Annotated in this window: 18 protein-coding genes; 11 read left to right on the top strand and 7 right to left on the bottom strand. The window is 71.9% G+C overall.

The features are described 5' to 3' along the window. The first annotated feature begins 88 nt into the window (after window positions 1-88). The gene (locus JS521_RS16890; protein WP_205083815.1) at window positions 89-385 is read left to right on the top strand and encodes a hypothetical protein; all 297 of its coding nucleotides are present in this window, start codon (window positions 89-91) and stop codon (window positions 383-385) included. A 222-nt stretch (window positions 386-607) separates the two neighbouring features. Then, window positions 608-1,393 (top strand): hypothetical protein, encoded by a 786-nt coding sequence (locus tag JS521_RS16885; RefSeq protein WP_372448590.1) that lies wholly within the window; start codon window positions 608-610, stop codon window positions 1,391-1,393. A gap of 225 nt (window positions 1,394-1,618) precedes the next feature. Here the strand turns inward: JS521_RS16885 and JS521_RS16880 are convergent, their stop codons facing one another. Together JS521_RS16880 and glnA2 are read right to left on the bottom strand one after the other, a co-directional pair. Further along, window positions 1,619-2,542: a MerR family transcriptional regulator gene (locus tag JS521_RS16880; protein WP_205083814.1), complete on the bottom strand. Its 924-nt coding sequence runs from the start codon at window positions 2,540-2,542 to the stop codon at window positions 1,619-1,621. A gap of 159 nt (window positions 2,543-2,701) precedes the next feature. Then, complete coding sequence (gene glnA2, locus JS521_RS16875) at window positions 2,702-4,063, bottom strand: gamma-glutamylpolyamine synthetase GlnA2 (protein WP_030080862.1); 1,362 nt, start codon at window positions 4,061-4,063, stop codon at window positions 2,702-2,704. 266 nt (window positions 4,064-4,329) lie between these two features. Between glnA2 and JS521_RS16870 the strand changes: the two genes are divergently transcribed. The 6 genes from JS521_RS16870 (at window position 4,330) to JS521_RS16845 (ending at window position 10,456) form a co-directional block, all read left to right on the top strand. Further along, window positions 4,330-5,022, top strand: a complete 693-nt coding sequence (locus JS521_RS16870; protein ID WP_205083813.1) for a thioredoxin-like domain-containing protein — start codon at window positions 4,330-4,332, stop codon at window positions 5,020-5,022. Then, on the top strand, window positions 5,019-5,750 hold the full coding sequence (locus JS521_RS16865) for a DUF305 domain-containing protein (RefSeq protein ID WP_205083812.1): 732 nt from the start codon (window positions 5,019-5,021) through the stop codon (window positions 5,748-5,750). The genes JS521_RS16870 and JS521_RS16865 overlap by 4 nt, the downstream gene beginning before the upstream one ends. 185 nt (window positions 5,751-5,935) lie before the next feature. Continuing rightward, on the top strand, window positions 5,936-6,361 hold the full coding sequence (locus JS521_RS16860) for a CBS domain-containing protein (protein ID WP_010057672.1): 426 nt from the start codon (window positions 5,936-5,938) through the stop codon (window positions 6,359-6,361). A gap of 108 nt (window positions 6,362-6,469) precedes the next feature. Then, the gene (locus JS521_RS16855) at window positions 6,470-6,925 is read left to right on the top strand and encodes a hypothetical protein (RefSeq protein ID WP_205083811.1); all 456 of its coding nucleotides are present in this window, start codon (window positions 6,470-6,472) and stop codon (window positions 6,923-6,925) included. Window positions 6,926-7,001: 76 nt separating this feature from the next. Then, window positions 7,002-8,579, top strand: coding sequence for a multicopper oxidase family protein (locus tag JS521_RS16850; protein WP_205083810.1), 1,578 nt, complete (start codon window positions 7,002-7,004; stop codon window positions 8,577-8,579). A 122-nt stretch (window positions 8,580-8,701) separates the two neighbouring features. Beyond that, window positions 8,702-10,456 (top strand): NAD+ synthase, encoded by a 1,755-nt coding sequence (locus JS521_RS16845; protein ID WP_205083809.1) that lies wholly within the window; start codon window positions 8,702-8,704, stop codon window positions 10,454-10,456. A 163-nt stretch (window positions 10,457-10,619) separates the two neighbouring features. Here JS521_RS16845 and JS521_RS16840 read toward each other — a convergent pair whose 3' ends face one another. The 4 genes from JS521_RS16840 to JS521_RS16825 form a co-directional block, all read right to left on the bottom strand. Next, window positions 10,620-11,891 (bottom strand): MFS transporter, encoded by a 1,272-nt coding sequence (locus tag JS521_RS16840; RefSeq protein ID WP_205083808.1) that lies wholly within the window; start codon window positions 11,889-11,891, stop codon window positions 10,620-10,622. Window positions 11,892-12,065: 174 nt separating this feature from the next. Next, on the bottom strand, window positions 12,066-13,091 hold the full coding sequence (locus JS521_RS16835) for an endonuclease/exonuclease/phosphatase family protein (RefSeq protein WP_205083807.1): 1,026 nt from the start codon (window positions 13,089-13,091) through the stop codon (window positions 12,066-12,068). A 253-nt stretch (window positions 13,092-13,344) separates the two neighbouring features. After that, window positions 13,345-14,031 carry a TetR/AcrR family transcriptional regulator gene (locus JS521_RS16830; RefSeq protein WP_205083806.1) on the bottom strand — a complete coding sequence of 229 codons (687 nt, stop codon included), beginning with the start codon at window positions 14,029-14,031 and terminating at the stop codon, window positions 13,345-13,347. A gap of 155 nt (window positions 14,032-14,186) precedes the next feature. After that, on the bottom strand, window positions 14,187-15,845 hold the full coding sequence (locus JS521_RS16825) for an MFS transporter (protein WP_239487390.1): 1,659 nt from the start codon (window positions 15,843-15,845) through the stop codon (window positions 14,187-14,189). A 201-nt stretch (window positions 15,846-16,046) separates the two neighbouring features. On the opposite strand from JS521_RS16825, the gene panB reads away from it, so the two are divergent. The 3 genes from panB to JS521_RS16810 all read left to right on the top strand — a co-directional run bounded on the left by panB (window position 16,047) and on the right by JS521_RS16810 (window position 18,992). Further along, a complete protein-coding gene (panB, locus tag JS521_RS16820) occupies window positions 16,047-16,946 on the top strand; it encodes a 3-methyl-2-oxobutanoate hydroxymethyltransferase (RefSeq protein ID WP_205083805.1) in 900 nt (299 codons plus the stop codon). 166 nt (window positions 16,947-17,112) lie between these two features. After that, window positions 17,113-18,126: an ATP-binding cassette domain-containing protein gene (locus tag JS521_RS16815; protein ID WP_205083804.1), complete on the top strand. Its 1,014-nt coding sequence runs from the start codon at window positions 17,113-17,115 to the stop codon at window positions 18,124-18,126. Continuing rightward, the gene (locus tag JS521_RS16810) at window positions 18,123-18,992 is read left to right on the top strand and encodes an ABC transporter permease (RefSeq protein ID WP_205083803.1); all 870 of its coding nucleotides are present in this window, start codon (window positions 18,123-18,125) and stop codon (window positions 18,990-18,992) included. The genes JS521_RS16815 and JS521_RS16810 overlap by 4 nt, the downstream gene beginning before the upstream one ends. 15 nt (window positions 18,993-19,007) lie before the next feature. Here the strand turns inward: JS521_RS16810 and JS521_RS16805 are convergent. Continuing rightward, the coding region (locus JS521_RS16805) for an ATP-binding protein (protein ID WP_239487389.1) at window positions 19,008-21,613 on the bottom strand (2,606 nt) is incomplete at its 5' end.

The following is a 21,613-nucleotide window of genomic DNA, read 5'->3' as shown; positions in this document are numbered from 1 at the left end:
CACATCAGCCCCACCACCCACACCAGCGACGGAGGCACCTGATGCGCAGCACCCACCAGGCGTTACCGGCACCTCCCGGGAGGCCGGAATGATCACCCTCTCCCCGACGGACGTCCTCGACTGCGAGGCATGCTGGAACGCACCGGTCACCGCCGCCCGCCAGACCCCCGCCGGCCGTGACCTGCTCTGCGAGGAGTGCGCGGAGGGCGACTACCCGCGACGCGTCGACCTCTTCCCGCCGTTCGGCATCTACGGCCTGCCGCCCCGCAAGCTCCTGAACGACGGCCGGCACGGCAGCGGCCCCCCGAAGCTCCCTCCGAACCCGGGTCCTCCGCTGCCCGACCCTCCGCCGCCTCCGTCACCGCCGGGGACGCCACCGGTGTAGAGCCCGCAATCCCGCCCTGCCCACTCACGCCCCGCGCTCGGGATCAGCCGCCGAAGAGTCCGGGGTACGGGCAGGGCTCCGGCTGGGTCACCAGGTGGCAACGGTCGCCGCATGGTGATCCGCGATGACCGCACGATCTACGGCCGCGGCGACAACGTCGGCCCAGATCGGTAAGGTTGCGATCTTCGGCAGGCGGAAGCCTCCTGGAGTTCCCCCAAGGCTGTGCCGATCACCATGCGCCCCGACACCACCCCCACCCGACTCCGGCTCGACCTCGCCTTGGGCGGGCTGGCCGACGCCTTCCGCGGAATGACCGCGCGCGCCGACGAGGTCCAGTGCACATGCCACTGGGGCAGCCCTGCAGAGCTGGCGCTGCTGAAGACCCCGGACGTGCCCCTCTCTCCGGGGCTCCTCCGCCGCACCTGGGACGCCCCCGACTGGGCCGACCACGGGGCGGTGCTCCGGCGGATCCTGCCCCAGTTCGCTCGGTCGTTGGTGGGCGGCGAAGTGGAGCCCGTGTTCGGTATGTACGAGGTCGGCCGGTCGTTCGCCCGAGGGCACTGGCAGCTGTGGCCCACGCGGCAGAGCACAGCGGTCCGGGAGTTCCTGCACGCCTGGTGGGCCCATAGCCTCCTGGACCCGGCGCCCGCCGTTCCCGTACACGAACTCCTCGCCCTGTGCGCCGAGGCCTCGGCCACGACGGTCCCCTGGCTCACCGTCTGGGAGTCGCTCGACGACGAGGTGTCCGACCAGCACCTGGCCAAGGCTGTCGCCGTGTGGGAGTACGGCCTGCTGGGCGACCAGCTGCCCTGGGACGCGTGGGACGCGTGGGACGACGAGGACGAGAGTGGTCTGCGCGGCGAGCTCACCACCTGGCTCGTCCACCACGCGCCGACACGCCTGCGCACCCGGGAGGGCTGCGGGCCTCTCCTCCACCGCGTCCGGCTGATGGGGCTCTCCGGCCCGGCCCGCTGGGAGGATCCGCACTGGCCGGGCCACCGGTACTGAACCGGCCGCCCCTCTCCGGACGTCATCCTGGCCTCTGTACGCGCGGGCGGCGGCATCCACCCCTGCTCTGGCCTCGGCATGAAGACCGAGGACGCGCTGCGGGACGCGGCCGGGGCCGTTGTCAGTACCCCTTGCTAGATTCTCCGGTGGTTGCAGACCGGTCAGACCTTCGAGGTACGCGGTCAAGGGGGGTGGGCACAAAGGTCCCCGGGAGCCACCTCGGGACTATGTAACAAGCCGTGGATTCCCACCCCCCTCTTCCTCCATGAGCACGGACAGTTCGTCGGCCAGTTCCATACAGCGCAGGCGGGCCGGGGAGAAGTCGTAGGGCATTTTGCCGGTGGCTTCGAGCACACTCATGGCCATGCCGGAGCTGGAGCCTGAACGGTTGTCTTCGTCGTCGCCGGCCTCAGGGTGCGCAGCGTCCCACGCGTCGAAGAGGGCGTCGTCGTCCTCGTCGAGGCCCGACTCCTCGATGACGGCATGCAGGGCCGCTTCGAAGGCGTGCCCTTCGGCGGCCACTTGAGCGACTCGTGGGTCACCGACGGCGACGCTGTCGTCGAGTGCCTCTTCGGCGTCGTCGATGCGATCGGATTCCTCCCGCAGAGCGGGATGCGTGGCCAGGGCGACGAAGCGCGTGGCCTGGACGGCTGCTCCGAGCGGGCCGAAGATCCGCTCGGTGACCAGCAGAGTGTCCAGGTCCGCCTGACGCAGGGAGCCCTCGGGCAGGCTCGTGAGGCGGTCGGTGACGAAGTCGGAGAGCAGGCCCATCCGGCTGCCTTCGGTCCGCATCCGTTGCACGGCGGTCCGCTGCCGCCGCAATTCCGCCTCCTGTTCGGCGAGGGCTTCCTCCAACCGCTCCAGGATGCTCGCGACACCGTCCCCGCCGTCCGCACCGGCGGAGGCCGTGCCGGTGGCGAAAGCGTCGCGGATGTCCTCCAGCGCGATCCCGGCGTCGGCCATCCTGCGGATCCACAGCAGGCGGATCATGTCCTCGTACCCATAGCGGCGGCGGTCGTCGCCGCCCCTCTCGGGCTCGGGGAGCAGGCCGATCTCGTGGTAGTGGCGAATCGCCCGTGGCGTGCAGCCGGCGAAGGCTGCCGCGTCGCCGATCCTGACCTGGCGGGGTGGCGTGAAGGACGCAGGCAATGGGGGGGCCTTCCCTTGGAGGGGCGGGATGTGGATCCACCGGACCACATGCCGCTACGGAAGGTGCAACCCTCGCCCCGTTCAGGAACGGGGCGCGCTGCGGGCGGGTCGACTCGGTTGAACCGGGCGGACCCGCCGGCAGTCACGTACGCGCAGGCGCTACAGCACCGGCAGCAGGTTCTTCAGCTCGAAGGCCGTGACCTCGCTGCGGTACTCCTCCCACTCCTGCTTCTTGTTGCGCAGGAAGAAGTCGAAGACGTGCTCGCCCAGCGTCTCGGCGACCAACTCGCTCTTCTCCATCAGGGAGATCGCCTCGCCCAGGTTCTGCGGGAGCGGTTCGATGCCCATCGCACGGCGCTCCGCGTCGGAGAGGGCCCAGACGTCGTCATCCGCGCCGGCCGGGAGTTCGTAGCCCTCCTCGATGCCCTTGAGGCCTGCGGCGAGCAGGACCGCGTAGGTGAGGTACGGGTTGGCGCCGGAGTCGATCGAGCGGACCTCCACCCGGGCCGAACCCGTCTTGCCGGGCTTGTACATCGGGACGCGGATGAGGGCCGAGCGGTTGTTGTGGCCCCAGCAGATGTACGAGGGGGCCTCGCCGCCCGCGCCGGCCGCGCGGGAGGAGCCGCCCCAGATGCGCTTGTAGGAGTTGACCCACTGGTTGGTGACGGCCGAGATCTCCGCCGCGTGCTTCAGGAGGCCCGCGATGAAGGAGCGGCCCACCTTGGACAGCTGGTACTCCGCGCCCGACTCGTAGAACGCGTTGCGGTCGCCCTCGAAGAGGGAGAGGTGGGTGTGCATGCCCGAGCCCGGGTACTCCGAGAACGGCTTCGGCATGAACGTGGCCTGTACGCCCTGCTCCAGCGCCACCTGCTTCATCACCAGGCGGAACGTCATGATGTTGTCCGCCGTGGAGAGCGCGTCCGCGTAGCGGAGGTCGATCTCCTGCTGACCCGGGGCGCCCTCGTGGTGGCTGAACTCGACCGAGATGCCCATCGATTCGAGCATCGTGATCGCCTGGCGGCGGAAGTCCATGCCCACGTTCTGCGGCGTGTGGTCGAAGTAGCCCGAGCTGTCCGCAGGCGTCGGGCGGGTGCCGTCGACCGGCTTGTTCTTCAGCAGGAAGAACTCGATCTCGGGGTGCGTGTAGAAGGTGAAGCCCAGGTCGGACGTCTTGGCGAGGATCCGCTTCAGGACGTAGCGCGGGTCCGCGAAGGACGGCGAGCCGTCCGGCATCAGGATGTCGCAGAACATCCGCGCCGTGCCGGGAGCCTCCGCGCGCCACGGCAAGATCTGGAAGGTCCCCGGGTCCGGCTTGGCGATCATGTCCGACTCGTAGACCCGTGCGAAGCCCTCGATCGCCGAGCCGTCGAAGCCGATGCCCTCGTCGAAGGCCTGCTCCAGCTCGGCCGGGGCGACGGCGACGGACTTGAGGAACCCGAGGACGTCGGTGAACCACAGCCGCACGAAGCGGATGTCGCGCTCCTCAAGGGTCCTGAGGACGAATTCCTGCTGCTTGTCCATTGCCACATCCTTGCAGTTCAGACGGTCCGTGCACCACCGCCCGGGGTAGGGGGACACTTCAGTATCGCGACCCGGGATTTCCCCCAGATTACGCACACGGTGTGAGAGAGAGCACTCGGCCACCCACTACGATCGGCGACCGAGCAGCGGTCGGCTTCGGGGCCTGCTTCCTCTCCGGCTTTCCGCCCGTCCGCGCACCCCGGTCCACGGACCGTTCCCCCGCTTCTCCCCCGCCTCCCGGCCCCTTCGCAGAAGGACTCCACGACATGAGCATCGACCCCCGGCACCCCCAGCCGCAGGCCCCCGCCCGCGGCGCGCGCTCCACTCGCAACCGGGCCATCGCCATAGGGCTGAGCGCCGCCGTCGTGGCCGGTCTCGTCGCTTTCGGCTCGTTCCTGCTGCTGGAGAACTCCGCGGCCGACGAGAAGTCCGACAACGCCTCGGCCGCCCAGGACGGCAAGCACCCGGACGGGCACGACGGCTCACACGGCGACGCCAAGGGCGGGGCCATCGAGGGGCTGAAGTCCTGGGACGCGGCGAAGCTCGGCCGCCAGCATGTGGCGGGCACGGTCGACTACCCGATGAAGCCTCCGGTCGGCGGCGACCACAACGCGTCCTGGATGAACTGCGACGGCGACGTATACGAAAAGGCCCTCCCGGACGTCAACGCCGTGCACTCCCTGGAGCACGGCGCGGTCTGGGTCACGTACAACGGCTCGGCCGCCGAGACGGATGTCGCCGCGCTCGCCGAGCGGGTCGAGAGGACCCCGTTCACGCTGATGAGCCCGTACGCCGGTCAGGAGGGGTCGATCATGCTCAGCGCCTGGGGCAAGCAGGTCACCGTGGACTCCGCCGACGACCCGCGGGTGGAGCAGTTCCTCGGCCAGTTCGTCCAGGGCGCGCAGACGCCCGAGCCCGGCGCCCCCTGCACCGGCGGGCTGGCGACGGTGCCGCAGTGACCGGTACGAGGAGCCAGGCGGACCCGGCCGCCGGTGCCGAGCGGCGGAAGACCGCGCGGGTGCGGTGGGCGGCCGGGGCCGCCGTGGCCCTGGCCCTGCTCTTCGCCGGGGCCGCCGCCGTCGCCTCCGCCCAGGAGGACGGTTCGGCGCCCCGTGCGGCCGGTGCACCCGCCCCGGACTCCGCCGACGCCGGGTTCGCCCGGGACATGGCCGTCCACCACCAGCAGGCCGTCGAGATGTCGTTCATCGTCCGCGACCGTACGGAGGACGAGGACGTACGCCGTCTCGCGTACGACATCGCCAACACCCAGGCCAACCAGCGCGGCATGCTCCTCGGCTGGCTCGACCTCTGGGGGCTGCCCAAGGTCGCGGCCGGCGACGAGCCACCCATGGCCTGGATGGGGGGCGGCAGCGGCGGGGACGGCGGGCATGAGCAAGGTGGGCACCATCCGGACGGGGGCAGCGACGGTGTGCTCATGGCGGGGATGGCTTCCCACGCCGAGCTGGAGCGGCTCGCGCGCCTCGACGGTAGGCAGGCCGAGGTCTTCTTCCTCCAGTTGATGACCGATCACCACAAGGGTGGCGTCGCCATGGCCGAGGCGTGTGCGTCGCGCTGTGCCGTCCCGGTGGAGAAGCGGCTCGCCCTGGGCATGGTCGAGGGGCAGCAGTCCGAGCTGGGGCTCATGCGGGACATGCTCGCCGAGCGCGGGGCGAAGCCGCGTGGGTGAGCCCGTCGCGCGGTGGCCCGGCCCTGAGCCCGGGGCCACGGCCCGGACGACGCGCGTCAGCTTGCGTCCCCGCGGCGGCGCACCCGAACGGGTGAATTGCGGTCGCGCGTGCCCTCCCGGCCGATGACGATGGGTGCGCTCGGGGCCGTACGGCAGTGCCATTGGCACGCAGGAGGAAATCCCCCATGACGACCGCCAAAGACATCATGCACAGCGGGGCCCGCTGGATCCCGGCCCACGAGACCCTCGACCGTGCGGCGCAGCTGATGCGCGAGCACAACGTGGGCGCCCTGCCCGTCTCCGCCGACGGCGACTCGGACCGGATGGTCGGCATCATCACCGACCGCGACATCGTCGTCGGGTGTGTGGCCAAGGGGCACGACCCGTCGAAGGTCACGGCGGGCGATCTCGCGCAGGGCACGCCCCGCTGGATCGAGGCGGAGGCCGATGTGGACGCGGTCCTGGAGGAGATGCAGACCCACCGCATCCGCCGGCTGCCCGTCGTCGAGAACAAGAAGCTGGTCGGCATGATCAGCGAGGCCGACCTCGCGCAGCACCTCACCGAGGAGCAGATCGCGGGCTGGGCGGAGAAGGTCTACTCCCGCAGTTGACAGGCCCTTTCGTGAGAGTGACGGCTGCCCGGCGCCCCCGGTCCGCTTCGGCGGCAGGGTGCCGGGCCGCCGTCCGTCCGTATACCCGCCGGGGGTAGGGTGGCCCGCATGGCGGGCAGGACGCGGAGCAGGAGCGTGACGTACGGGCAGCTGATGCTGTTCGCCGCTCTGCTGTTCGGCATCGTCACCATGCATACGGTCGGGCATCCCGCCGAACACAGTGGACCGGCGGGAGTCTCGTCGGCATCCACGTCGATGTCGGCGTCCACGTCCTCGTCGGCATCCACGTCGATGTCGGCGTCGTCGGCCGCCATGGCCGACCACCCGTCGCCGCACGACTCCCCCGGCACCGATGCCCCCATGAGCGGCATGGATCCGCTCTCCGTCTGCCTCGCTGTCCTCGGCGTCTGGGGCCTCGCCCTCGTCGGTTCCTGGCTGCTCGGGCTACGCGCCGACGGGCGGCCGTTCGGTACGCCGGTGGGGGCGGGGCTGCTGCGCGTGCTGCGGCCGAATCCGCCTCCCCCGATATCGGTGCTCGCGGGCATCTCGGTGCTGCCTATTTAGGAGTGGGCGTCTCACCTCCGCCCTCTCACCTTCTTCGTCTTCACCCGAACCACAGCACTCCAGAGGTGTCTTCAGCATGCCCATGCACCAACTCCCTCGACGCGCCGTGCTCGGCGCAGCTCTCGCCGTCGCCGGTACGGGAGCCCTCGCCGCCGGCTCCGACAGCGGCGGCGACCACGGCGGTGCCCACTCCCCCGGCGGGGCGCAGGACTCCGGTACGTACGTCTCGCCCCGCGGCAAGGAGGTCGAGGCCGCCGAGGCGGCGCGCGGCTCCGGGCCCGTACGGGAGGTCTCCCTCACGGCCACCCGGTCCCGGCTCGACCTCGGGGGCGGGCGGACCGTCGCCTCCTGGGCGTACGCGGACCGGCTGCCCGGGCGCGAGGTGCGGGTGACGGCGGGCGACACGCTCGCGCTCACCCTCGCCAACCACCTGCCGGAGCCCACCTCCCTGCACTGGCACGGCCTCGCCCTGCGCAACGACATGGACGGGGTTCCCGGGCTGACCCAGCGGGACATCGCGCCGGGGGCCGACTTCGCCTACCGGTTCGCCGTACCGCATCCGGGGACGTACTGGTTCCACCCGCACTCCGGCGTCCAGCAGGACCGGGGGCTGTACGCGCCGCTGATCGTCGAGGACCCGAAGGAGCCGTTGGCGTACGACAAGGAGTGGGTCGTCGTCCTCGACGACTGGGTCGACGGGGTGGAGGGGTCCACTCCGGACGCCGTCCTCGATGAGTTGTCCGGAGGTATGAGTGGCGGGATGGATCATGGCGCGCACACCATGTCCGGTTCCGGTGAGGACGATCCGGGTGACAGCGGGCCCTCGCGGATGATGATGGGCGCCCGCAGTGAGCTGCTCGGGGGTGACGCGGGGGACGTCGCCTATCCGTACTACCTCGTCAACGGGCGGGTCGCGGAGGATCCGGAGATGTTCCGGGCGCGGCCCGGTGACCGCATCCGGCTGCGGATCATCAACGCCGGGGGCGACACCGCCTTCCGGGTGGCGCTCGGCGGGCACCGGCTGACCGTGACGCACACCGACGGGTTCCCGGTCCGGCCCACCACGGGGGACGCGCTACTGCTGGGGATGGGTGAGCGGTACGACGTCCTCGTCACCGCCGGGGACGGGGTGTTCCCGCTGACGGCGCTGGCCGAGGGGAAGAAGGCCGCCGCCCTCGCCGTGCTGCGGACCGGGAGCGGGGCCGCGCCCGCCGCCTCCGTACGGCCCGAGGAGCTGGAGGGGAAGGTGGTGCAGGCGGGGCGGCTGGTGCCTGACCCGTCCGTGGCGCTGCCCACCCGTCTGCCGGACCGGACGATCCGGATGCGGCTCACCGGCGGGATGGCCCGGTACGACTGGACCTTCGACGGGCAGCCGTACGACGCGAAGCAGCGGAGGCCGGTGGAGGCGGGCGAGCGGGTGCGGGTCGTCTTCGACAACGGGACGGCCATGTGGCATCCGCTGCATCTGCACGGGCACACCTTCGCGCTCGGCGGGAACGCCGCCGGGGCCCGTAAGGACACCGCGATCGTGCTGCCGCACCGGTCGCTGACGGTGGACTTCGACGCCGACAACCCGGGGCTGTGGATGGTCCACTGCCACAACGTCTACCACGCGGAGGCGGGGATGATGACGGTCCTCGGCTATCGGGCCTGAGACCTGATCCCCTCAGCGGGTCGGCGCGGACAGCCGCTCCGACCTGCGGTTCCGGTGGGTCCGGGCAGATTTTGCCCGGGCCGCCGGGACATCGCGTCAGAAAGACGATTACACTGGCGGACGTGCCTCAACTACGTCTCGCACTGAATCAGATCGACGCGACCGTCGGTGACCTCGCCGGCAACTCGGAGTCGATCGTCCACTGGACCCGGCACGCCGCCGAGCAGGGCGCCCACCTGGTGGCGTTCCCCGAGATGGTGCTGACCGGATATCCCGTCGAGGACCTGGCCCTGCGGTCGTCCTTCGTCGAGGCCTCACGGCAGGCGCTCCGCGCGCTGGCCGCCCGGCTCGACGCGGAGGGCTTCGGCGAACTGCCGGTCGTCGTCGGCTACCTGGACCGCTCCGAGCACGCCGCCGCGCGCTACGGGCAGCCCGCCGGCTCCCCGCGCAACGCCGCCGCCGTGCTGCACCGCGGCGGGATCGCGCTCAACTTCGCCAAGCACCACCTGCCGAACTACGGCGTCTTCGACGAGTTCCGGTACTTCGTGCCGGGCGACTCGATGCCCGTCGTGCGGGTCCACGGCATCGACGTGGCCCTCGCGATCTGCGAGGACCTGTGGCAGGACGGCGGGCGCGTCCCGGCCGCCCGGTCCGCCGGGGCCGGGCTGCTGCTGTCGATCAACGCCTCGCCGTACGAGCGGGACAAGGACGACACGCGGCTGGATCTGGTCCGCAAGCGGGCCCAGGAGGCCGGCTGCACGACGGCGTATCTGGCGATGATCGGCGGGCAGGACGAGCTGGTCTTCGACGGTGACTCGATCGTCGTCGACAAGGAGGGCGAGGTCATCGCCCGCGCCCCGCAGTTCTCCGAGGGCAGCGTGATCCTCGATCTGGAGCTGCCTGCCGCGGCCGCCGTGGCGCCCTCGGGTGTGGTGGACGACGGGCTGCGGATCGACCACGTGGTGCTGTCGGACCGGCCCGTGGACGCGTACGAGCCGGAGCTCGCGGGCGGGTACGCGGAGCGGCTGGGGGACGAGGAGGAGATCTACTCCGCGCTGGTCGTGGGGCTCCGTGCGTACGCTGCGAAGAACGGTTTCAGCAGTGTGCTGATCGGGCTCTCCGGCGGCATCGACTCGGCGATCTGCGCGGCGATCGCGTGCGATGCGCTCGGGGCGCAGAACGTGTACGGGGTCTCGATGCCGTCGAAGTACTCCTCGGACCACTCCAAGGGCGACGCGGCCGAGCTGGCACGGCGTACCGGGCTCAACTTCCGTACGGTGCCGATCGCGCCGATGTTCGACGCGTACATGGGCGCGCTGGGGCTCACCGGGCTCGCGGAGGAGAACCTCCAGGCGCGGCTGCGCGGTACGACGCTGATGGGCATCTCCAACCAGGAGGGGCAGATCGTGCTGGCGCCCGGCAACAAGTCGGAGCTGGCGGTCGGCTACTCCACGCTGTACGGGGACGCGGTCGGCGCGTACGGGCCGATCAAGGACGTCTACAAGTCGTCGGTGTTCCGGCTGGCGAAGTGGCGGAACCGGGCGGCGGAGGAGCGGGGGCAGACGCCGCCGATTCCCGAGGCCTCGATCACCAAGCCGCCGAGCGCGGAGCTGCGGCCGGGGCAGGTCGACACGGACTCGCTGCCGGACTACGAGGTGCTCGACGCGATCCTGGAGATGTACGTGGACCGGGATCAGGGTCTCGATTCCATCGTGGCGGCCGGGTTCGATGCGGAGCTGGTGGCGAAGACGTTGCGGATGGTGGATACGGCGGAGTACAAGCGGCGGCAGTATCCGCCGGGGACGAAGATCTCGCCGAAGGGGTTCGGGAAGGACCGGCGGCTGCCGATCACGAATCGCTGGCGCGAGTCGTCTTAGCGGGGGTGGCGGTTGCCGGGGGCGTCCGGCGGCCGCCCTTGTCCTCAAGCGCCGGACGGGCTGGGCTCTCACGTGAGTGTCCGGCCCGTCCGGCGTACCGGTTCCGTCCTCAAGCGCCGGACGGGCTGGGGTGGCCGCCCGACGGGCTGAAGTAGGGGCCGGGCTAGCTGGATGGGCCCGATCCGGCCGACGGCCACGCTGCCTCAGGTTCGTCCCGCGCGACGGTTCCGTCCTCGAACGCCGGACGGGCTGGGGTAGCCGAGTGGGCCGCCACGACCCGGGAGCGCTTTCCCTCGCCCCGGTCCAGGTAGCCCGCCGTCGCCGCGATCGCCAGGCCCGCCACCGCCAGCACCGCGCCCACGAACGCCGGGGACGTCCAGCCCCAGCCTGCCGCGATCGCTACGCCGCCCAGCCAGGCGCCGCCCGCGTTGGCCAGGTTGAAGGCGGAGTGGTTGGAGGCCGAGGCCAGGGTCGGGGCGTCCTTCGCCTTGTTCATGACCAGCATCTGGAGCGGGGTCGTCGTCATGAAGCCGACGGCTCCCAGCAGCACCACCATCACCAGCGCCGCCCACTGCACGTGCACCGTGAACGGGAACGCCACCAGGACCACCGCGAGGGCGCCGAGCGAGCCGTAGAGGGTCGGGCGCAGCGCGCGGTCCGTGAGGGGGCCTGCGGCCAGGGCGCCCAGGGTCATGCCGATGCCGAAGAGGGCCAGGACGAGGGTGACGGACGACTCGCCGAAGCCCATCGCCTTCGTGGTCATCGCCGAGAGGTACGAGTACACCGCGAAGACCCCGGCGAAGCCGAAGACGGCGGTGAGCAGGCCGAGGATCACCTGGCGGTTGCCGAGGGCGCGCAGTTCGCGGCGTACGTCCTGGTGCGCCTCGACGGGGATGTGGGGCACCAGGCGGGCCAGCGCCGCCATCGCGGCCAGGCCGATCGCCGCGACCACGAGGAACGTGGCCCGCCAGCCGAGGTGCTGGCCGAGGAGGGTCGCGGCGGGCACGCCGACGATGTTGGCGACGGTCAGGCCGAGGAACATCGTCGCGACCGCCCTGGCCTGGCGGCCCTCGGCGACCAGCCGGGCGGCGACCACCGCGCCGACGCCGAAGAACGCGCCGTGCGGGAGGCCCGCGAGGAGGCGGCCCGCCAGCAGCCAGCCGAAGTCGGGGGCGAGCGCCGAGGCCAGGTTGCCGACGGTGAAGAGCGCCATCAGCGCCAGGAGCATCTTCTTGCGCGGGATGCGGGAGCCGAGGCCGGTGAGGAGCGGTGCGCCGAGGACGACGCCGATCGCGTACGCCGACACGAGGTAGCCGGCGGTCGGCACGGACGTGTCCAGGTCGTCCGCCACGTTGGGCAGCAGGCCCATCATGACGAACTCCGTCGTGCCTATGCCGAAGGCGCTCACGGCCAGGGCGAGCAGGGCCAGGGGCATGGGAAACCTTCGCAATCTCGGGCGGGGGCAGAACGAAGAGCCGTCGCCTCGGCATGGACGCCGGGCGACGGCTGGATCTTGCTGAGCAGCTGGGTCTTCTTTATGTATGCGGCTGGAACAAATTGTCGCAGACGTTTTATGCCGCGCGGTGAACGGGCGGTTGCGTGGCCGTGATCACAGCTCCACGCGGGCCGCGATCGGGAGGTGGTCGCTGTCGGTCGCCGCCAGGGTCCAGGAGGCCATCGGTTCCACGCCCTTGACCATGATCTGGTCGATCCGTGCCATCGGGAACGAGGCGGGCCAGCTGAAGCCGAAGCCGTCGCCCGCCGCGCCCTGGGTGGAGCGCATCTGCGCGGTGACCGCGTTCAGCGAGCGGTCGTTCATCGTGCCGTTCAGGTCGCCGAGGAGGACGACGCGGTCCACGCGTTCGTCGGCGATGGCCTCGCCGAGCGCGTCGGCGCTGTCGTCGCGCTGGTTGGCGGTGAACCCGGCGTGCAGCTTCACGCGGACGGACGGCAGGTGGGCCACGTACACCGCGACCTCGCCTTCCGGAGTCTTCACCGTCGAGCGCATCGCCCGGGTCCAGCCCATCTTGATGTCGACGGGCTCGGTGTCGGCCAGCGGGTACTTGCTCCACAGGCCCACGGTGCCCTGGACCGAGTGGTACGGGTAGCGGCCGGCCAGCGACTTCTCGTACGTGGAGACCTGCCGGCCAGGCAGTTCCTGGAGGGCCACGACGTCCGCCCCGGATCCCGCGACCTGCTGGGCGGTGCCCTGGGGGTCGGGGTTGCCCGCGTTGACGTTGTGGGTGGCGACGGTGAGGTCGCCGCCGCCGCCGGACTTGTCGGTGAGCAGGCCGCCGAACACGTTGAGCCAGACCACGGCGGGCAGCAGGAGCGCGACGACGGCGGTCGCGGAGCGTCGCAGCAGGCCCAGGACCAGCAGCACCGGGATGAAGAGCGCGAGCCACGGCAGGAACGTCTCGATGAGGCTGCCGAGGTTGCCGAGCCGGTTGGGGATCTGCGCGTGGACGACCATCAGCAGGGTCAGCAGCACCGAGCAGAGGGCCAGGAGGATGCCGCGCCGCCAGACGCCCCGGTCGTTCCTCAGCCGGTCCCACAGGCCCCGGAAGCGGGATCCGCGGGCCCCGGGCTGCTCCGCGCTGCCGTTGTCCGTGTCCGCTCCGTACGCCTGCACCATCGCGCTGTCCTCACTGCCTTGCCCTGCACATCGCCGCGCTTCCGACCCTAGGTGATGAGCGGCGTCTTTCCCGCCGTCGGCCTACCGACCCACCGGCCCGCCGCTTCGGGGGCCCGCCGCTTCGGCGGCCCGCCCGGTGTCCGATGACCGATCTCCGACGGCCGTACGGAGAGCCCGTACGGAGAGCAGGACGACGGAGGCGGGACGAGGGGTTCCGGTCCGGGGCCGGCCGGTGTGCGTTGTGACAGAACGATCACACTCGCCGCTCTGCTCCGGGGGCGAGCCCCCCGAGCAGGGCGGCGATGACGCGGTCCACGAGGTCCTCGGGGAGCGGTGCGTCGGGGCGGTGCACCGTGCGGACGAGCATGGGGCCGACGAAGAGGTCGTCGATCAGCTCCACGTCGAGGTCGTCGCGCAGTTCCCCGGCGGCCACCGCGCGCCGCACCGCCTCCAGCATCGCGACGCGCCGGGGGGCGATCACCATGCCGGAGTATTCCTGCCACAGCTTCGGGTGGCTCTTCATCTGCGCGAAGATGTTGTGCAGCAGCGCCGAGGAGCGCTGGGCGAGGCCCCGGGTGCGCAGGGATTCCAGCATGACGCGGAGGTCGGCGAGGCCCTCGGTGCCGGAGACCGGCGGGTCGTCGGGCTCCATGTCCCGTACGACGTCGACGAACAGCTCCTCCTTGTCCGACCAGCGGCGGTAGATCGTGGCCTTGCCGACGCCCGCCGTGCGCGCGATGCGCTCGATGGAGAGGCCCGCCAGCGGCTCGCCCGCCTCCAGGAGGGCGATGACGGCGTCCAGGATCGCCCGTTCCGCCGCCGCGGAGCGAGGCCGTCCGCGGCGGGGCTCCGGATCCGCCCCCTCCGCCGCCGCCCCGGCCGGGGGCGCGCCCCCGGCCCGTGCCGCGCACCGGTCCCGTTCGCCGTCCTGGCCCTGCACCGTGACTCCGCCTCTCGCCGCGCCGTCGCCCTCGTACGTCCGGATGCCGTTCCCGTCCGTACGTCGCCCCGATTCTCGCCGACCCGGGAGGCGCGGAGCGACGGGCCTCGCCCGGGCGGGCGGGCCTCGCCTCGGCCGGGCGGGCGACCAGGTCGTCAGCGGGTCGGCTGCTTCTCGTTCTCCTCCCGCTCCTCCCGCTTCTGCGCGGGGCGGGCTCCCCCAGTGGTCCCGGTGGTCCCGGTCGTCGCCGGGGGCCGGCCCGGCAGGAACAGGCCGACGACTACGGCGCCGATCAGGGCGACGGCCGCCGAGCCGAGTGCGGTCACGTGCATGGCGCCGATGAACGCGTCGTTGGCGGCGGCGACCAGAGGTTTTCCGGCCACCGGGCCGAGCTTCTCCGCTACGCCGAGCGTGGCCTCGATGGACTCCCCGGCCACGTCCCTGACCCCGGCCGGGACCGTGCCCAGGTGGCCCTCGATGTCGCCCCGGTAGACGGTGGAGAGCACCGAGCCGAGGACCGCGATCCCGAGCGCCCCGCCGACCTGGCGGAAGGTGTTGTTGATGGCCGAACCGGAACCGGCCTTCTCGCGGGGCAGCGCCTGCATCACCGCGACGGTGACGGGCGGCATGATGTGCGCCATCCCGGTGCCCTGGACGAAGAAGACGAGGCACATCAGCCACACCGGCGTACCGGCGTCGAACAGGGCGAACGCCCCGAGTCCCGCGGCGACGAGCAGCATGCCGACCGTGCAGACCGCGCGGGCGCCGAAGCGGTCGACGACCAGCCGGGCCCGGGGCGCGAAGATCATCTGTGCGGCCGCGAGCGGAACGATCAGCAGGCCCGACTCCAGGGCGGTGTAGCCGCGCACGCTCTGGAGGTAGAAGGCGGAGAAGAACGTCACGCCCATCAGCGCGAAGAAGACCAGCGCTATGGCGGCGACGGCGGCGGAGAACGCGGGCTTGCGGAAGTACGTGATGTCGATGGCCGGGTGGCTGCTGCGCTTCTCGTGCCAGACGAATCCGGCCAGGACGAGGAGCCCGCCGGCGATGGCGGCCAGGACGGTGGCGTCGGTGAAGTCGGCCAGCTCGCCGCCCCGGATGATCCCGTACACCAGCAGGACCAGGCCCACGACGGAGAGCGCGACGCCCACCGGGTCGACCTTGCCGGGCTTCGGGTCGCGGGAGTCGGGGACGAGGATCGCCATGGCTATGAGGGCGATCACGACCACGGGGACGTTCACCAGGAAGATCGAGCCCCACCAGAAGTGCTCCAGGAGCAGCCCGCCGGTGATCGGGCCGATGGCGATGCCGAGGCCGACGCTGCCCGCCCAGATGCCGATGGCCTTGGGCTGCTCGTCGCGCTCGAAGACGTTCACCAGGACGGCGAGGGTGGCGGGCATCACGAAGGCCGCGCCGAGGCCCATCAGGGCCCGCCAGGTGATGAGCTCACCGGGCGAGGCGGAGAAGGCGGCCAGGGCGGAGCCGATGCCGAAGACCAGGGTGCCGGCGAGGAGGACCTTCTTGCGGCCGATGCGGTCGCCGAGCAGGCCCGCGGTGAACAGCAGTCCGGCGAAGACGAGCGTGTAGGAGTTGATCGCCCACTCCAGCTCGCTCTGGGTGGCGCCGATGCCGGTGGGGGCGGGGCTCGCGATCGTCTTGACGGCGACGTTCAGGATCGAGTTGTCCAGCACCACGATGAGCAGGCTGAACATGAGAACGGCGAGGATCCACCAGCGGCGGCGGTGGATCGCCTCGGGAACACGGGGCACGGCGGGCGCGGCGGGCGCGGCGGGCGCGCCGGACGGAAGGGGCATGGGACGATCCTAGACCCATTTCGATACGAGACCGTCTCGTATTGTTAAAGACTTCTCCATGGCCGGTGTCAAAGCCTTCGCCATGGCCGCCTGGGGCCCTCCGGACGGGCCCACTTCCCGAGGGGCGGGGCGGGATGCCACCATGGAAGGGATCCGGGGACGCCGTCAGGGCGCCTCGAGATGACGAAGGAGCCGTTGGCCATGTCGCTTCAGGCTGCGCAGAACCAGTCCCCCGCAGGTGCGTCCGCTTCCCCCACGGGCCCGTCCGCCGACAGCAGCAAGGCGCTGTACGGAGGGAAGTCCACCCGCCGCATCACCGTCCACGACATCGCCGCCGCGACCGAGCGCGGCGAGAAGTGGCCCATGCTCACCGCCTACGACGCGATGACCGCGTCCGTCTTCGACGAGGCCGGGATCCCGGTCATGCTCGTCGGGGACTCGATGGGCAACGTCCACCTCGGTTACGAGACCACCGTGCCCGTCACGATGGACGAGATCGCCATGCTGTCCGCCGCCGTCGTACGCGGCACCAAGCGCGCGCTCGTCGTCGCCGACCTCCCCTTCGGCTCGTACCAGGAGGGCCCCGTCCAGGCGCTGCGCAACGCCACCCGGCTGGTCAAGGAGTCGGGCGTCGGCGCGGTCAAGCTGGAGGGCGGCGAGCGGTCCTACGAACAGATCCGCCTGCTGGTCGAGGCCGGCATCCCGGTCATGGCCCACATCGGCCTGACCCCGCAGTCGGTCAACGCCATGGGCTACCGGGTCCAGGGACGCGGCGAGGAGGCCGCGCAGCAGCTGCTGCGCGACGCCAAGGCGGTCCAGGACGCGGGCGCGTTCGCCGTGGTGCTGGAGCTGGTGCCCGCCGAGCTGGCCGCCGAGGTCACCCGGACGCTGCACATCCCGACCGTCGGCATCGGCGCCGGTTCCGGGACCGACGCGCAGGTGCTCGTCTACACGGACATGGTCGGGCTGACCGGCGGCAAGGTGCCGCGCTTCACCAAGCAGTACGCGAATCTGCGCCAGGCGCTCGGCGACGCGGCGAAGGAGTTCGCCGAGGAGGTCGTCGGGGGCACGTTCCCGGCGGCGGAGCACACCTTCCACTGATCCCCCGCGCCCCGGTCCCGCCGGGGCGCCCACCAGCCATTTCCCGCACCACCGACAGCCCGCCGACTTCCCCCATCGGCGGGCTGTCGCGCGTCCGGGGCCCGGCCGGAGCCCGTGTCGGTGGCCTGTCGGTGAGCTGTCGGTGGGCGCTGGTCTGCTGGTGGACATGGAACGCATCGACAAGAACCCCAGCAGCGGCCGGAACGCCGTCGAGGTGCGGGGGCTGGTCAAGCACTACGGCGAGACCAAGGCACTGGACGGCGTGGACCTCGACGTCCGGGAGGGCACCGTCCTCGGTGTGCTCGGCCCCAACGGCGCCGGCAAGACCACCCTCGTACGCTGCCTGTCCACCCTGATCACCCCCGACGCCGGCCACGCGGTCGTCGCGGGCTACGACGTGGTGAAGCAGCCCCGCGAGCTGCGCCGCGTCATCGGTCTCACCGGGCAGTACGCCTCGGTCGACGAGAAGCTCTCCGGCTGGGAGAACCTCTACATGATCGGGCGGCTGCTCGATCTGCCCCGCAAGCAGGCGCGGGCCCGCGCCGACGAGCTGCTGGAGCGGTTCTCGCTCACCGAGGCCGCCAAGCGGGCGGCCATGGAGTACTCCGGCGGGATGCGCCGCCGGCTCGACCTGGCCGCCTCGATGATCGGCAGCCCGTCCGTGCTCTACCTGGACGAGCCGACGACCGGGCTCGACCCCCGGACCCGTAACGAGGTCTGGGACGAGGTGCAGCGGATGGTCGCCGAGGGCGCGACCGTTCTGTTGACCACGCAGTACATGGAGGAGGCCGAGCAGCTCGCCAAGGAGCTGACGGTCATCGACCGGGGGAAGATCATCGCCCGGGGCGGGGTCGACGAGCTGAAGGCCAAGGTAGGCGGCCGGACCCTGCACATCCGGCCTTCGGACCCGGCCGAGCTGGCCGCGATGGCGCAGGCGATCCGGGAGGCCGGACTCGACGGGGTCGCCGGGTCGCAGGCCGTGCCGGACGAGGGGCTGCTGTACGTGCCGATCCTCAGCGACGAGCAACTGACCGCCGTCATCGGGCTGCTGGGCGTGCGCGGCTTCTCGCTCGCCCATGTCTCCACCGCCCTGCCCAGCCTCGACGAGGTGTTCCTCGCGATCACCGGCGACAAGGCCTCCCCCCTCACCGACCCGGCTCCCCAGGAGGTCGCCGTATGAGCAGCCCCGCCACCACGACACTGACCCCCGCGCCCACCGGATCCCCGGGCCCCGCACCCGCGAAGCCGGCCGTGGCCGACCAGGGCCGGATCGGCCTGCGGGCCAACCTCCGGCACATCGGGGCGCTGGCGCGGCGCAATCTGCTCCAGATCAAGAAGGACCCGGAGTCGATGTTCGACGTCCTTCTGACGCCGATCATCTTCATCCTGCTCTTCGTGTACGTCTTCGGCGGTTCGGTCGGCGCCAGCCTCGGCGGGAACCGGCAGGAGTACGTGAACTACCTGGTGCCCGGGCTGATGGCGATGCTGGGGCTGAACATCGCCATGGCCGTCGGGACCGGCGTCAACGACGACTTCCGCAAGGGGGTCATGGACCGGTTCCGGACGATGCCGATCTCCCGGTCCTCGGTGCTCATCGCCAAGATCGTGGTCGAGCTGGGCCGGCTGATGGTCGCCATGGCCATCCTGCTCGTCATGGGGTTCGTCGTCGGCATGGAACTGCACGGCTCGGTGTTCGGGCTCCTCGCGGCGGTCGCGCTGTCGGCGGTGTTCGGCGCCGCCATCATGTGGATCTTCATCCTGCTCGGGCTGTCCATGAAGACGGCCCAGGCGGTTCAAGGGACGGCGATGCTCGTGCTGATGCCCCTGCAGTTCGGCTCCTCGATCTTCGTGCCGACCCAGACCATGCCGGGCTGGCTCCAGGCCTTCACCGACTACAACCCGCTCTCCAACCTCGCGGACGCGGCGCGGGCGCTCATGCAGGGCGACCCGGTCGGCAATTCGGTCTGGTGGACGCTCGCCTGGGCCGCCGGCATCACACTGGTGCTGGCACCGCTGGCGGTGGCCAAGTTCCGCAAGAAGGCCTGAGCGCAGATCGTTTCGTCACGTGGGCGGAGGCGTCGGCCGGTACGCCTCCGCCAAGGCGGTGGCCTCGTCGAGGGTGAGGCTGCCGCCCTGCTCGTAGGCCCGTGTGTACGCCGCCTCGTCGAGGCGGGCCCGGGCGGCCTCCTCGGCCTCGGCCAGATTGCGGCGCTCGACCGTGGTCGGCACGTGCCGGGGAGGCAGCAGCGCCGCCTGGAGGCCCAGCAGCCGGGCGGCGTCCGCGTACGCCCCGGGCCCGGTCGCGCCCTCGGCGGCGAGCCCGGCCAGGGCGCGGGCGATCGCCGTCAGATGGGCCGAGGTCATCTGCGGGGCGATCATCGCCGACAGCGGTTCCCGCGAACACCCGAGCGCCATCAGCGCGTTGCCCAGGGCGGAGGCGTGCCCGCCCTCCAGGTTGTCCAGCCAGGACAGCACCCCGTAGACGAACCCGTCGAAGACGGCGACATCGCCGAAGGTGAGGTGGGCGCTGATCAGGTCCACCTGTTCGCGGGCCTCCGCCGGCCGGCCCTGCGCGCCCAGGACGAAGGCCAGGTGCATCCGGGCGATCGCCACGGACTCGGGGCTCGGGGGCCGGTCTTCTTCGACCACCTCCCGCAGCACGGCCTCGGCCTCCGGGAGGCGGCCCAGCTCGGCGAGCGGCCCGGCGTACCGGGCGCGCAGCAGTGCCACCTGGGAACGGGCGCCGATCTTGCGTGCGTAGTCCACGGCGGCTGCGTAGTCGTCCAGGGCCTCGGGGAAGTGACCGGTCCGTTCGTTGGCCTCGCCCCGGGACGCCAGGGCCTCCGCCCTGCCCCAGTCGTCGTCGTGCCGGGTGAAGATCTCCAGGCTCTCGTCGGCGTCGGCGCGCGCCAGGTCCGCCTGGCCGGAGTGACCGGCGAGGAAGTTGGCGCGCAGCTGGAGCGCGGAGGCCAGCTCCCACTCGTAGCCGTGGGCGCGGGAGGCCCGGACCGTCTCGTCGAGCGCCTCGCGCGTCCGGTCCATGTCGCCGGTGAGCATGACCGCGTACATCCAGAACGCCCCGGGCATGCGGCAGGTCTGCGGCTGCCCGGGCCGGTAGGCGTCGGCGACGATCCTCAGCCGCTTCTGCCCCTCGGCGTCCGACCACTGGGAGATCGCGTCGTCCACGCTGGCCACCTGGATCAGCGCCGCCCCGCGCCGCGCCTCCGCGAGCTGGTCGTCGTCCCAGGGCGGCGGCCGGTCGATGGCCTGCTCCGGCAGCGAGGGGGCCCGGACCCCGGGCCGGGCGAACGGGTCGGGGCCGAGCGAGGCGGCCGCCTCGGCCCACTGGCGGGCGTCCGAGCGCAGATCGCGCAGCATCCAGTACCAGGACAGCGAGAGCACCAGGCACAGAGCCTCGTGCTCGTCCCGGGCGGCGACGGCGTGCCGGTGCGCGGTGCGCAGGTTCTCGTACTCGCGCTGGATGACGGCGATGGCCGCGCGCTGCCCCGACCCGCGCATCGTCGGCCCGGTCGTACGCGCCAGCTCCCGGAAGTGGACGAGGTGGTGCCGCTCGGCGGCGTCCCGCTCGCCCGCCTCCTTCAGCCGCTCGACGGCGTACTCGCCGACCGTCTCCAGCAGCCGGTAGCGCATCTCCCCGTCCTCGCCGGGTGCGGCGACGACGAGCGACTTGTCGACGAGGGAGCCGAGCAGGGCGGCCACGTCGAGGCTGTCGACGGCGGGGCCGCCCGGTCCGGCGGGCAGGGCGCAGACCTCCTCGGCGGCGGCCAGCGAGCACCCTCCGGCGAAGACGGAGAGGCGGCGCAGCACGGCGCGTTCGGCGGCGTCGAGCAGGTCCCAGGACCAGTCGACGACGGCGCGCAGGGTCTGCTGGCGGGGCAGCACGGTGCGGCTGCCGTTGGTGAGGAGGCGGAAGCGGTCGTCGAGCCGGTCGGCGATCTGGCGGGGGTTGAGCATCCGCAGCCGGGCGGCGGCCAGTTCGATGGCGAGCGGCAGCCCGTCCAGCCGCCGGCAGATCTCGGCGCAGGCGGCGGCGGTCGCCTCGTCCGCGTCGGTACGGAAGCCTGCGCGGGCGGCGGCCCCGCGCTCGGCGAGCAGCCGCAGGGCCATCGGGTCGGGCAGCGGTTCGACGGGGCGGACGAACTCGCCCGGCACACCGAGGGGTTCGCGGCTGGTGGCGAGGACGGCGAGCTGCGGGCAGTGGGTGAGGAGGTGGTCGGTGAGGGCGGCGGCGGCCCCGACGACGTGCTCACAGTTGTCCAGCAGGAGCAGCATCCGGCGCGGGGCGCAGTGCTCGGTGAGCCGTACGAGGGGGTCGGCTGCGGTGCGGTCGGTGGCGCGCAACTCCTCGGCCCCGGCGCCTCGCAGCACGGTCTCGCGGGCCCCGAGGGCGGTCAGAACGGCCTCGGGCACGGTGTCCGGGTCGTCGACGGGGGCCAGCTCGGCCAGCCAGACGCCGTCGGGCCAGGCGTCGGCGGCGGCCTCCGCGGTCTCCTGCGAGAGCCGGGTCTTGCCCGCGCCGCCGGGTCCGAGCAGGGTGACGAGCCGGGCACGGCCGAGGCCCTCGCGCAGGGCGGCGATGTCGGTGCCGCGCCCGACGAAACTGGTGAGCCGGGCACGGAGGTTGCCGGGGGCGGGCGGCCTGGCGG

It is taken from the genome of Streptomyces durocortorensis (genome assembly GCF_016901035.1).
In the GTDB taxonomy this organism is placed as follows: Bacteria; Actinomycetota; Actinomycetes; order Streptomycetales; family Streptomycetaceae; genus Streptomyces; species Streptomyces durocortorensis.
Note: the sequence above shows the minus strand (reverse complement) of the source record. Positions and strands in the feature narration are given on the sequence as shown.